This window comes from Klebsiella pneumoniae subsp. pneumoniae HS11286 (assembly GCF_000240185.1).
GTDB lineage: Bacteria > Pseudomonadota > Gammaproteobacteria > Enterobacterales > Enterobacteriaceae > Klebsiella > Klebsiella pneumoniae.
In genome coordinates this window covers 4,980,939-4,992,062 of record NC_016845.1, presented here as the reverse complement: position 1 = coordinate 4,992,062, position 11,124 = coordinate 4,980,939, and the positions used below count along the sequence as shown (strand labels likewise).

11 protein-coding genes are annotated in these 11,124 nt (G+C 58.5%); 7 read left to right on the top strand and 4 right to left on the bottom strand.

Annotated features, from left to right (window positions below; all coding sequences use genetic code 11):
• Positions 1 to 41 precede the first annotated feature (41 nt).
• Positions 42 to 668, bottom strand: a complete 627-nt coding sequence (locus KPHS_49880) for a lysoplasmalogenase (RefSeq protein ID YP_005229288.1) — start codon at positions 666 to 668, stop codon at positions 42 to 44.
• A gap of 150 nt (positions 669 to 818) precedes the next feature.
• On the opposite strand from KPHS_49880, the gene KPHS_49870 reads away from it, so the two are divergent.
• Positions 819 to 1,169, top strand: coding sequence for a putative receptor (locus KPHS_49870; protein ID YP_005229287.1), 351 nt, complete (start codon positions 819 to 821; stop codon positions 1,167 to 1,169).
• 13 nt (positions 1,170 to 1,182) lie between these two features.
• Here KPHS_49870 and KPHS_49860 read toward each other — a convergent pair whose 3' ends face one another.
• Positions 1,183 to 1,458, bottom strand: a complete 276-nt coding sequence (locus KPHS_49860) for a DUF1145 family protein (protein ID YP_005229286.1) — start codon at positions 1,456 to 1,458, stop codon at positions 1,183 to 1,185.
• Positions 1,448 to 2,044: an RsmD family RNA methyltransferase gene (locus tag KPHS_49850; protein YP_005229285.1), complete on the bottom strand. Its 597-nt coding sequence runs from the start codon at positions 2,042 to 2,044 to the stop codon at positions 1,448 to 1,450. Before KPHS_49850 ends, KPHS_49860 begins: the two co-directional genes overlap by 11 nt.
• Before the next feature lie 182 nt (positions 2,045 to 2,226).
• Between KPHS_49850 and KPHS_49840 the strand changes: the two genes are divergently transcribed.
• The 4 genes from KPHS_49840 (at position 2,227) to KPHS_49810 (ending at position 6,593) form a co-directional block, all read left to right on the top strand.
• Complete coding sequence (locus tag KPHS_49840) at positions 2,227 to 3,750, top strand: cell division membrane protein (RefSeq protein YP_005229284.1); 1,524 nt, start codon at positions 2,227 to 2,229, stop codon at positions 3,748 to 3,750.
• A 2-nt stretch (positions 3,751 to 3,752) separates the two neighbouring features.
• Positions 3,753 to 4,421 carry a cell division protein FtsE gene (locus KPHS_49830; protein YP_005229283.1) on the top strand — a complete coding sequence of 223 codons (669 nt, stop codon included), beginning with the start codon at positions 3,753 to 3,755 and terminating at the stop codon, positions 4,419 to 4,421.
• Entirely contained in the window at positions 4,414 to 5,469 is a 1,056-nt protein-coding gene (locus tag KPHS_49820; protein ID YP_005229282.1) for a cell division protein FtsX, read from the top strand. The genes KPHS_49830 and KPHS_49820 overlap by 8 nt, the downstream gene beginning before the upstream one ends.
• Positions 5,470 to 5,738: 269 nt before the next feature.
• Entirely contained in the window at positions 5,739 to 6,593 is an 855-nt protein-coding gene (locus tag KPHS_49810; RefSeq protein ID YP_005229281.1) for an RNA polymerase factor sigma-32, read from the top strand.
• Between the two features lie 52 nt (positions 6,594 to 6,645).
• Here the strand turns inward: KPHS_49810 and KPHS_49800 are convergent, their stop codons facing one another.
• Positions 6,646 to 8,169, bottom strand: a complete 1,524-nt coding sequence (locus tag KPHS_49800; RefSeq protein ID YP_005229280.1) for a GntR family transcriptional regulator — start codon at positions 8,167 to 8,169, stop codon at positions 6,646 to 6,648.
• 118 nt (positions 8,170 to 8,287) lie between these two features.
• On the opposite strand from KPHS_49800, the gene KPHS_49790 reads away from it, so the two are divergent.
• Both KPHS_49790 and KPHS_49780 read left to right on the top strand, forming a co-directional pair.
• Positions 8,288 to 9,553 carry a 4-aminobutyrate aminotransferase gene (locus tag KPHS_49790; RefSeq protein ID YP_005229279.1) on the top strand — a complete coding sequence of 422 codons (1,266 nt, stop codon included), beginning with the start codon at positions 8,288 to 8,290 and terminating at the stop codon, positions 9,551 to 9,553.
• A 147-nt stretch (positions 9,554 to 9,700) separates the two neighbouring features.
• Positions 9,701 to 10,945 (top strand): aromatic amino acid transporter, encoded by a 1,245-nt coding sequence (locus tag KPHS_49780; protein ID YP_005229278.1) that lies wholly within the window; start codon positions 9,701 to 9,703, stop codon positions 10,943 to 10,945.
• Positions 10,946 to 11,124: the final 179 nt, after the last annotated feature.

The window sequence follows — 11,124 nt, the reverse complement described above, 5'->3', positions numbered from 1 at the left end:
TAGGATACACTCTGGAGTCGACTCCAGAGTCAAGAACTAAATTACAGGTACAGCGCGCGCACGATCAGGAAGTGGCCGGCAAAGTAGAACGCGGCGGCGATGGCGTTATCGGCGCGGAAGCGGCGACGATAGTGGCTCACCAGCCACACGGCATTGCTCAGCAGCAGCAGGGCTGCGCCGGCGAAACCGGACAGCGCGGTGTTGGTGGGGCGGACAAACCACAGCTCACCGGCCAGCCAGACCATTACCAGCGTCATTCCGATAAAGGTCAGCACCGGCATTTTCATCTCTTCCAGCCGACTCCAGATCACCGCCATTAGCAGGGCGCCGAATACCAGCAGCACCAGCGGCAGCGGCCAGAAGAACGACAGCGTCAGCTGGCTGGCGAACCAGATGGTATACAGCAGATGTGACAGGAAGAAAGCGCCCACCGCGTACATCACCCGCTGGCGCGGCAGCAGGGTCAGGGCGTCGCCGAGCAGCGAGGCGCACAGGCCAGCCAGCACCAGATAGCTGATGGCATTGAACATCGGCGCCTGCCAGGCCAGTAACAGCAACAGAATCAGGGTGACAGGTTTAAAAACCCAGCGTCGCCATGCCGGCCCACGATAGGATGCATCGACATAAAGCCATGCGGAGAAACAGACAGCAATAAATGACCAAAGCATAGTAAGTCCCTGTATCTGTTATCATAAAGAAAGTTACGGATGCGTGATGCTACTACTCAGTGTAGTGGTTTGGCGTAGCAGATGACAATGTTATTCCCGACGCAGTATGCTGATTCCTGATATTTTTTATGGGTAACCTTGATGAGTAAAATGCCCCTCTTTTTTGTTCTGGTCGTCGCGGTGATTGTGGTGGCGGCTTCGTTTCGCTATGTCCAGCAGCGCCGTGAGAAACAGGCGAATGACGCCGCGCCGTTGCTACAAAAGCGGGTTATCGTCAGCAATAAACGGGAAAAAGTGATTAACGATCGGCGCTCGCGGCAGCAGACGGTGACGCCTGCAGGCAGTGAGATGCGCTATGAAGCGAGCTTTCGCCCCGAAAACGGTGGGCTGGAGGTGGTGTTTCGCCTTGACGCGCCGCAATATCACGCGCTGAGCGTCGGCGATCGTGGGATGTTGAGTTATAAGGGCACAGCGTTCGTGGCGTTTACGCCCGATCCCTGAGCCCTTTTCAGGACTATTTTTTCAGCGTCGCCTTCAGTTTTTTCTGCCAGGCCACGAGCTCAAACACGCCGAAAATAAAAATGCGGATTTGCTCAAAGCGGCTCAGCGGCGGCGCCTCTTTCGGCTGCGTCGCCTTGAGCAGCGTCAGCTGCAGACCGTGCATCAGGATCATGAAAATCAGCGCGACGTTGACAAAGATATTCAGCGGCTTCGGGAAGGGCTGAAACAGATTCAATAACAGAAAGGCCCAGACGCACAGCATCAGCAGGCGGCCTAAATTAATCAGCATGGTGCTCTCCTTGGGCCTCACGTTGGTAAAGACGGTAGGCGACCTGTCCGGCCACTTTTTCACGATACAATTGCCAGTTAGCCGGCACCGGCGGTAAGCCGTTTTCGACTTCGCTTTCGACGTACACCAGGGCCTCATCGGCCAGCCAGCCTTGTGTCTCCAGCAGACGTAGCGTCTCCTCCAGCAGCCCCTGACGGAACGGCGGGTCGACGAACACGATCTGGTGCGGGGTCCCCGGCTGGCTCAGGAAGCTGAGGGTGTTGGTGGTGATCACCTTGCCGCGATCCGCTTTCAGGGTGGCGAGATTTTTTTGCAGCTGCTGGGCTACGCCGCGCTCCATCTCCAGCAGCGTGGTGCTGGCCGCATAGCGGGACAGCGCTTCCAGCCCCAGCGCGCCGCTGCCGGCAAAGCAATCGAGGCAGTGCGCGTCAACAATGGACGGCGCCAGCCAGTTAAAAAGGGTTTCGCGAACCCGGTCGGTGGTCGGCCGCAGGCCCGGGCTCTCCGGCACCGGTAATTTACGGCCGCGCCATTGCCCGCCGATGATGCGGATCTGACCGCTGCCCGCGTGGTTTGGTTTTTTCATCTCTCTGCTCAAGTCTCAACTTCCAGCCTGCTATTCTAGCGATCGACGGCGGTTGACGAAACCTTAATCCGGGGGCGGTGCTGCGAGTTAAGTTAAGTGATAGACTATCCAACTAATTTCATCATTTTTTCAGCTTCTGATGAAGCTGCGCCATGAATAAACAGCGAGGAGTGTGGTCGCAAATGGCAAAAGAGAAAAAACGTGGCTTCTTTTCCTGGCTGGGCTTTGGACAGAAAGAACAGGCACAGGAAACCGAGACAGAGCAAAAAGTAGAAGAACAGCAAGCGGTTGCCGAAGAGATACCGGCGGTTGAAACCCCTGCTGAGCCGAGCGCGCCGAAAGCAGACCCGGAGGCGTTTGCCGAAGACGTCGTCGAAGTGACCGAGACGGTGGTCGAAAGCGAAAAAGCGCACCTCGCGGAGCCTGCCAGCGCGCAGGAAGAAGAGTGGGTGGAAACGCCTGCTCTGACCGAAGAAACGCCTGTTGTTGAACCGGAGCCCGCGGTCAGCGAACCGCCTGAACAGCCTGCGGTGGTTGAGCCGCTGGCGGAAGAGGTTATCGCCGAACCGGTGGTGGCGGAAGCCGTAGCAGAGCAGCCTGTGGAAGGCATCGTTGTCCAGCCGCAGGAGACAGAAGCGCCCGAAGAGGACGCGCCGTTAAGCGATGAAGAGCTGGAAGCGCAGGCGCTGGCGGCCGAAGCGGCAGAAGAGGCGGCGGTAGTGGTGCCGGCGCCCGAGGACGAGGCGCCGCTTGAAGCGCTGGCTCAGGAGCAGGAAAAACCGACAAAAGAAGGTTTCTTCGCCCGCCTCAAACGTAGCCTGCTGAAAACGAAGCAAAATCTCGGTTCCGGATTTATCAGCCTGTTCCGCGGTAAGAAGATCGACGATGATCTGTTTGAAGAGCTGGAAGAACAGCTGCTGATCGCCGACGTCGGGGTGGAAACCACCCGCAAGATCATTACCAACCTGACGGAAGGCGCCAGCCGTAAGCAGCTGCGCGATGCGGAAGCGCTGTACGGCCTGCTGAAAGAAGAGATGGGCGAGATTCTCGCCAAAGTAGACGAGCCGCTGAACGTTGAAGGCAAAACGCCATTTGTTATTCTGATGGTCGGCGTGAACGGTGTGGGGAAAACCACTACCATCGGCAAGCTGGCGCGTCAGTTTGAACAGCAGGGTAAGTCGGTGATGCTGGCGGCGGGGGATACCTTCCGTGCGGCGGCGGTGGAACAGCTGCAGGTCTGGGGCCAGCGTAATAATATCCCGGTGATCGCCCAGCACACCGGCGCCGACTCCGCCTCGGTGATTTTCGACGCCATTCAGGCGGCGAAGGCGCGTCATGTTGACGTACTGATTGCCGATACCGCCGGGCGTTTGCAGAATAAATCGCACCTGATGGAAGAGCTGAAGAAGATTGTCCGGGTAATGAAAAAGCTGGACGTCGACGCGCCGCACGAGGTGATGTTAACCATTGACGCCAGCACCGGGCAGAATGCTGTTAGCCAGGCCAAACTGTTCCATGAGGCGGTAGGTTTGACCGGGATCACCCTGACCAAGCTGGACGGCACCGCCAAAGGCGGCGTGATCTTCTCGGTGGCCGATCAGTTCGGCATTCCGATTCGCTATATTGGCGTCGGCGAGCGTATTGAGGATCTGCGTCCGTTTAATGCGGGCGACTTTATTGAGGCACTTTTTGCCCGAGAGGATTAAGAATGATTCGCTTTGAACAAGTCAGCAAAGCCTATCTCGGTGGGAGACAAGCGCTGCAGGGGGTGACCTTCCACCTGCAGCCGGGCGAGATGGCGTTTCTGACCGGCCATTCCGGCGCAGGGAAGAGTACCCTGCTGAAGCTTATCTGTGGTATCGAACGGCCCAGCGCCGGGAAAATCTTCTTCAGCGGTCATGAAATCAGCCGTCTGAAGAGCCGTGAGGTGCCGTTCCTGCGCCGCCAGATCGGTATGATTTTCCAGGACCACCATTTGCTGATGGATCGTACCGTGTATGACAACGTGGCGATCCCGCTGATTATCGCCGGCGCCAGCGGCGATGATATTCGTCGTCGCGTCTCGGCGGCGCTGGACAAGGTTGGCCTGCTGGACAAAGCGAAGAATTTTCCCATTCAGCTCTCCGGCGGTGAACAGCAGCGCGTGGGAATCGCTCGCGCGGTGGTCAACAAGCCGGCGGTGCTGCTGGCGGATGAACCGACCGGCAACCTCGACGAGGCGCTCTCGGAGGGGATTTTACGTCTGTTTGAAGAGTTTAACCGCGTCGGGGTGACGGTACTGATGGCCACGCACGATCTGGGGCTTATCTCCAGTCGTCCGTACCGCGTGCTGACGCTTAGCGACGGCCATCTGCATGGAGGCATTCGGGGTGAATAAGCGCGACGCAATGAACCAGATTCGCCAGTTCGGCAGCAAGTTCGATCGCCTGCGCAACGCCGCGGGCGGCGGCGGCGGCGGGCGCAATGCGCCAAAACGGCCGAAAGCGGCGCCTAACCCGGCCTCGCGTAAGAGCAACGTATTCAACGAGCAGGTGCGCTATGCCTGGCACGGCGCGCTGCAGGATCTAAAAAGCACGCCGCTGGCGACCTTCCTGACGGTAATGGTCATCGCCATTTCGTTGACCCTGCCAAGCGTCTGCTACATGGTCTACAAAAACGTCAGCAGCGCGGCGTCCCAGTATTATCCCTCGCCGCAGATCACCGTTTATCTGGAAAAAACGCTGGATGACGATGCCGCGGCGCGGGTGGTGGGCCAGCTGCAGGCGGAGCAGGGCGTCGACAAGGTAAACTATTTGTCCCGTGACGAGGCGCTGGGGGAATTCCGTAACTGGTCTGGCTTTGGCGGCGCCCTGGATATGCTGGAGGAGAACCCGCTGCCGGCGGTCGCCATCGTGGTGCCGAAGCTGGATTTCCAGAGCACCGAGGCGCTGAATACCCTGCGCGATCGGGTATCGCGGATCCAGGGTGTCGATGAAGTGCGGATGGACGACAGCTGGTTTGCCCGTCTCTCCTCGCTCACCGGGCTGGTAGGACGCGTGTCGGCGATGATCGGCGTGCTGATGGTGGCGGCAGTGTTCCTGGTGATCGGCAACAGCGTGCGCCTGAGCATCTTCGCCCGCCGCGATACCATTAACGTTCAGAAGCTTATCGGCGCCACCGACGGCTTTATCCTGCGTCCGTTCCTCTACGGCGGAGCGATGCTGGGCTTTTCCGGCGCGTTTTTATCGCTGATCCTGTCGGAGATTCTGGTAATGCGCCTCTCGTCGGCGGTGACCGAAGTGGCGAAAGTCTTCGGCACCCAGTTTGAGCTGAGCGGCTTAGGCTTCGACGAGTGTCTGTTGATGTTGATCGTCTGCTCGATGATCGGGTGGGTAGCCGCCTGGCTGGCGACAGTGCAACATTTACGTCACTTTACTCCCGATTAATAAAAGCGTGATATAATCTTTCCCTGCTGCAATGAGTTCCTGTTCGCAGGGAAAGATACCGCAAGCTTGTTCCCCTTTTCCTGCCCTCACTTTTTCATCGTGGTGTCACATTTTGTGCGTAATTTATTCACACCGTTGCATGGAACTTGTGGATAAAATCACTGTCTGATACTAATGTGAGTGATATTCTCGTTGCTCATGAATGCTGGCATGCTTGTTGCCTGATGGGGACAAGAACGCGTCAGAAGATATCAATTGAGAGGATTTGAATGACCAAAGAAATGCAAACTTTAGCTTTAGCCCCCGTTGGTAACCTGGAATCGTACATCCGGGCCGCTAACACTTGGCCGATGCTGTCGGCTGATGAAGAGCGGGAGCTTGCTGAAAAGCTGCATTACCAGGGCGATCTGGAAGCAGCGAAAAAGCTGATTCTGTCTCACCTGCGCTTTGTTGTTCACATTGCTCGTAACTACTCGGGCTATGGCCTGCCGCAGGCGGATCTGATCCAGGAAGGCAATATCGGCCTGATGAAAGCCGTGCGTCGCTTCAACCCGGAAGTGGGTGTGCGCCTGGTCTCCTTCGCCGTGCACTGGATTAAAGCCGAAATTCACGAATACGTGCTGCGCAACTGGCGTATTGTGAAGGTCGCTACCACCAAAGCACAGCGTAAGCTGTTCTTTAACCTGCGTAAAACCAAACAGCGTTTGGGTTGGTTCAACCAGGATGAAGTGGAAATGGTGGCCCGTGAGCTGGGCGTGTCGAGCAAAGACGTCCGCGAGATGGAATCCCGTATGGCGGCCCAGGACATGACCTTCGACATGTCGTCCGACGATGAGTCCGACAGCCAGCCGATGGCGCCGGTCCTGTATCTGCAGGACAAAACGTCTAACTTTGCCGACGGCATCGAAGACGATAACTGGGAAGAGCAGGCGGCGAATAAGCTGACTGACGCGATGCAGGGCCTGGACGAGCGTAGCCAGGACATCATCCGCGCCCGCTGGCTGGACGAAGATAACAAGTCCACGCTGCAGGAACTGGCCGACCGCTACGGCGTCTCCGCAGAGCGCGTGCGTCAGCTGGAAAAGAACGCCATGAAAAAACTGCGTGCCGCTATCGAAGCCTGATACGCCACGCCTGCCTGATACCTGATATCAGGCTCCCCGATAACGCCCCGCCTCAGGTTGGGGCGTTTTGTTTTTCTGCGTCCTCCCGGAGCAGGAGCATCTGCGGGCAGTGCGTCTGCAGGCAGCCGAGTAAGACGCTGAACGCCGACGCCATCTGCTCTTCGGGCTGGCTGGCGAATCCCATCAGTAATCCTTTCTTGCGCGCCGCCGTCAGGTAGTAGCGCGACAGCGGCCGCACCAGAATGTGCCGCGCATTGGCCTCTCTGGCGATCGCCACATCGTCAGCCTCTGCGGGCAAATTGAGGATCAAATGCAGCCCGGCATTATCGCTGAAGTCAGACAGGGCGTACGGCATACAGTGCTGCTGGATAAGCTCAGTTAAAAAGGCGCGGCGACGGCTGTAGAGCAGCCGCATACGGCGGATATGGGCCGAATAGTGGCCGGCGGTAATAAACTCCGCCAGCGCCATCTGGATCAGCGAATGGCCGCCGCGGTAAAGCTCAGCATGGGCGTGCTTCAGGTCGCTGACCAGCGGCCGCGGGATCACCACGTAGCCCAGGCGCAGGCCGGGATAGAGCGTCTTGCTGAAGGTGCCGATATAGACCACCGGGGCGTCGGCGACCAGACCCTGCAGGGCGGGGATCGGCTGACCGGAAAAGCGAAACTCGCTGTCATAATCATCTTCGACGATCCAGCTCCCCTGCTGACGGGCGAGCGCCAGCAGCCGCTGGCGGCGCTCAAGGCTCATCACCGCGCCCAGCGGATACTGGTGGGAAGGCGTAACGAAGATCAGCCTCGGCGCATCGTCAACCGTCTCCGGCGGGCACAGGCCGTTGGCATCGACGGTCAGGGGCTCTGCCCGAACGTCGTTCATCGCCAGCACGTGGCGGATCCCCCAGTAGGAAGGCTCCTCCACCCACGCCAGATCGCCGTTATCACACAGCATGCGGGTGACCAGATCGATCGCCTGGTGGATCCCCTCGGTGATAAGAATTTGATCTGACTGACAGTGGACGCCGCGCGACACGCGCAGATAATCCACCAGCGCCTGCTGCAGTTCCGGAGTGCCGCCGTTGCAGCTATAGCTGAGCCGCTCCGGTTTGGGCCGACGGCTGATGCGGGCCTGGATCTTACTGAACAGCGGGTGGGGAAAGGCGTTAACGTCCGGCACGCCGGGTATAAACGCTCCCCACTGGCGCGGGCTGGCGCTGACCTGGCCGAGCAGATGTTGGCCTCGGCGTGAAAGATGCGCCGTCGGTGCTGCGATACTGCTGTTTTCTTGCTGACCTTTAGCCGTCAATGAGCTCTCAGGGGCGGTTTGGGCAACGAATGTTCCGCTTCCCCGACGGGAAACCACATATCCTTCCGCCAGCAATTGTTCATAAGTTGTTAATATGGTGTTTCTTGATACGCCAAGTTCGCCCGCCAGGTCCCGCGACGGCGGCAGACGGCTTTGCGGTGCCAGCGAACCGTCGAGGATCGCGCGGCGCAGCGCGTTATATAAGCGTTTGTGCAGAAGAGGATCCCGCTCTTCCTGCAGACGGACCAGCACCAGGTCACCCACCAGCGAACGCAATTGGATCCCTCAGATATTCAAAATTGGTACTCGATTATAGGGCCAACTCCTGTGTAAATAAACGACATCGTTTCTAATTTGTTGCGATAACGTGACATACACGACAGGAGATTCGCAGGTGAAAAGCTCAGAACTGAATCAACGTCGCCAGCAGGCGACGCCGCGCGGCGTAGGCGTAATGTGTAACTACTTTGTCGAGAAGGCGGAAAACGCCACGCTGTGGGATATCGAAGGCAATGAGGTGATCGATTTCGCCGCCGGGATCGCCGTGTTAAATACCGGTCACCGCCATCCGAAAGTGGTCGCCGCGGTTGCCGACCAGCTGCAGGCGTTCACCCACACCGCCTATCAGATTGTGCCGTACGAAAGCTATGTTTCGCTGGCGGAGCGTATCAACGATCTGGCGCCAATTGACGGGCCGGCAAAAACGGCTTTCTTCACCACCGGCGCGGAAGCGGTCGAGAACGCGGTGAAAATCGCCCGCGCTTACACCGGTCGTCCGGGGCTGATTACCTTCGGCGGCGGTTTCCACGGCCGTACCTTTATGACCATGGCCCTCACCGGTAAGGTCGCGCCCTACAAAATCGGCTTCGGGCCATTCCCGGGCTCGGTGTATCACGGCGTTTACCCCAATGCGGCGCATGGCGTGACCACCGCGGATGCGCTGAAAAGCCTGGAGCGCATTTTCAAAGCGGATATTGCGCCGGACCAGGTAGCGGCCATCATTCTCGAGCCGATCCAGGGGGAAGGCGGCTTTAACGTCGCGCCGGCCGATTTTATGCAGGCGCTGCGCGACCTGTGCGATACCCACGGCATTCTGCTGATCGCCGATGAAGTGCAGACCGGTTTCGCCCGCACCGGCAAGCTGTTCGCTATGCAGCACTATGAGGTGAAACCGGATCTGATGACGATGGCGAAAAGCCTCGCCGGCGGTTTCCCGCTGTCGGGCGTTGTCGGCCGCGCCGAGGTGATGGATGCGCCAGCCCCAGGCGGGCTGGGCGGAACCTATGCCGGTAACCCGCTGGCGGTGGCCGCGGCGCACGCGGTGCTGGATGTGATTGCCGAAGAGCAGCTGTGTCAGCGCGCTGAACAGCTGGGTAGCCATCTGCAGGAAGTGCTCAACCAGGCGCGCGCTACCTGCCCGGCGATCGTAGATGTCCGCGGCCGGGGGTCGATGGTGGCGGTGGAGTTTAACGATCCGCAAACAGGCGAACCGTCGCCGGAATTCACCCGCCTTGTGCAACAGAAAGCGCAGGAGAACGGCCTGCTGCTGCTGAGCTGTGGCGTCTACGGCAACGTGATCCGCTTCCTGTATCCGTTGACTATCCCCGACGCCCAGTTCTCGAAAGCGCTGGATATTCTGGCGCGCGTACTGAAGAGCTAACGTCTCCCCGGCGGGCTGCGGCGGCAGGGAAGCCGAACAGAAACAGGACGCCGCAGCCGGCTGTTTATGCTCAGCGTGAGTGGTTTATCACTCTGATATCACCTTTTTTCCGGCGGTGAAAACCGCCGGAGTAAAACGGAAAGTATTATGTCTGAAAACTCCACCTTTTCTCCCGTCCTCACCGGCCGGGAACGTACGGCTGTCCCTGCAAAATCTCTGAGCTTCGTCGAAGGGGTATCGATGATTGTCGGTACCAATATTGGCGCGGGCGTCCTCTCTATCGCCTATGCGTCGAGCAAAGCGGGCTTCTTACCGCTGCTGTTCTGGCTGGTGCTGGTGGGCAGCCTGACGACGGTGACTATGCTCTATGTCGCGGAATCCACGCTGCGCACCCGTAAACATCTGCAGCTCAGTGGATTATCGAAGCGCTACGTCGGCGGCTTTGGCGCGCTGATGATGTTTCTCTCCGTCTGCGTCAATAGCGTCGGGGCATTGACGGCGTATATGACCGGCAGCGGTAAGCTGCTGCACTCCCTGTTTGGCATCTCGCCGGCGCTGGGCAGCGTGCTGTTTTTCGTTCCGGCGGCAGGGGTACTCTACCTGGGGCTGAAGGCGATCGGCCGCGGTGAGAAATTTATCAGCATCGGCATGGTGGTGATGATCTCGGTGCTGGTGATTGCCACGCTGTTGAAAGATACCACCCGCGTCGGCTATCTGCTCGACGGCAACTGGCTGTATATGGTTCCGGTCTTCAACGTCGTGGCATTCTGCTTCTCGGCACAGTATATCGTGCCGGAGATGGCGCGGGGCTTCGCCGACAAACCGGAAAAATTGCCTAAAGCCATCATGGTCGGTATGGCGCTGACCTTTACCCTGCTGGCGCTGGTGCCGTTGTCGGTGATCTCGCTTAACGGTCTCGACAATATCTCGGATGTGGCCACCATCTCCTGGGGGCGGGCGCTTGGCGAATGGGCCTTCTTCTCAGCCAATCTGTTTGCGCTGTGCGCGATGCTGACCTCCTACTGGGGACTGGGCGGCAGCTTCCTGACCAATATCTTCGATCAGTTCCGCCTGGGGAATGACGAACAGCCCGCCCGGCGCCTGATGGTGCTGCTGGTGGTGGCGATCCCGCCGTTCGTACTGGCCTATAGCGGCATGGTCTCCTTCGTCAACGCGCTCTATTTTGCCGGGGTGTTCAGCGGCGTCATTTTATCGATTATGCCGATCCTGATGCTCAAGGGCGCCCGCCAGCGTGGCGATCTGACCCCGGGCTGGACCTGTCCGGCCTGGATGACCCATCCGCTTATCCAATGCTTCATTGTGTTGTTGTATCTTTGCAGCGCCGCCTACGCGATAGCATCCGCGGTGGGCTACCTACCCGCAGGCTGGTAATCAGGCTCTGTTTTGCACCGCGTCCGGTTCATGCTGGCGCGGTTTTTTTATTTGTCACTTATCTGTTACATAGCCCGCAATTTAGTCGTTTCAAATTCCTCAGAATGACGGTATGTTTAGCATAGTGTGCTGCAAAAGCGCGGGCAGCCCCCGGTTGATTAGCTATCATATGCTTTTCC

Excerpts from the sequence above, each read along its gene's own strand:
- KPHS_49880 (YP_005229288.1), bottom strand. The coding sequence starts at position 668 with ATGCTTTGGTCATTTATTGCTGTCTGTTTCTCCGCATGGCTTTATGTC.
- KPHS_49870 (YP_005229287.1), top strand. The coding sequence starts at position 819 with ATGCCCCTCTTTTTTGTTCTGGTCGTCGCGGTGATTGTGGTGGCGGCT.
- KPHS_49860 (YP_005229286.1), bottom strand. The coding sequence starts at position 1,458 with ATGCTGATTAATTTAGGCCGCCTGCTGATGCTGTGCGTCTGGGCCTTT.
- KPHS_49850 (YP_005229285.1), bottom strand. The coding sequence starts at position 2,044 with ATGAAAAAACCAAACCACGCGGGCAGCGGTCAGATCCGCATCATCGGC.
- KPHS_49840 (YP_005229284.1), top strand. The coding sequence starts at position 2,227 with ATGGCAAAAGAGAAAAAACGTGGCTTCTTTTCCTGGCTGGGCTTTGGA.
- KPHS_49830 (YP_005229283.1), top strand. The coding sequence starts at position 3,753 with ATGATTCGCTTTGAACAAGTCAGCAAAGCCTATCTCGGTGGGAGACAA.
- KPHS_49810 (YP_005229281.1), top strand. The coding sequence starts at position 5,739 with ATGACCAAAGAAATGCAAACTTTAGCTTTAGCCCCCGTTGGTAACCTG.
- KPHS_49780 (YP_005229278.1), top strand. The coding sequence starts at position 9,701 with ATGTCTGAAAACTCCACCTTTTCTCCCGTCCTCACCGGCCGGGAACGT.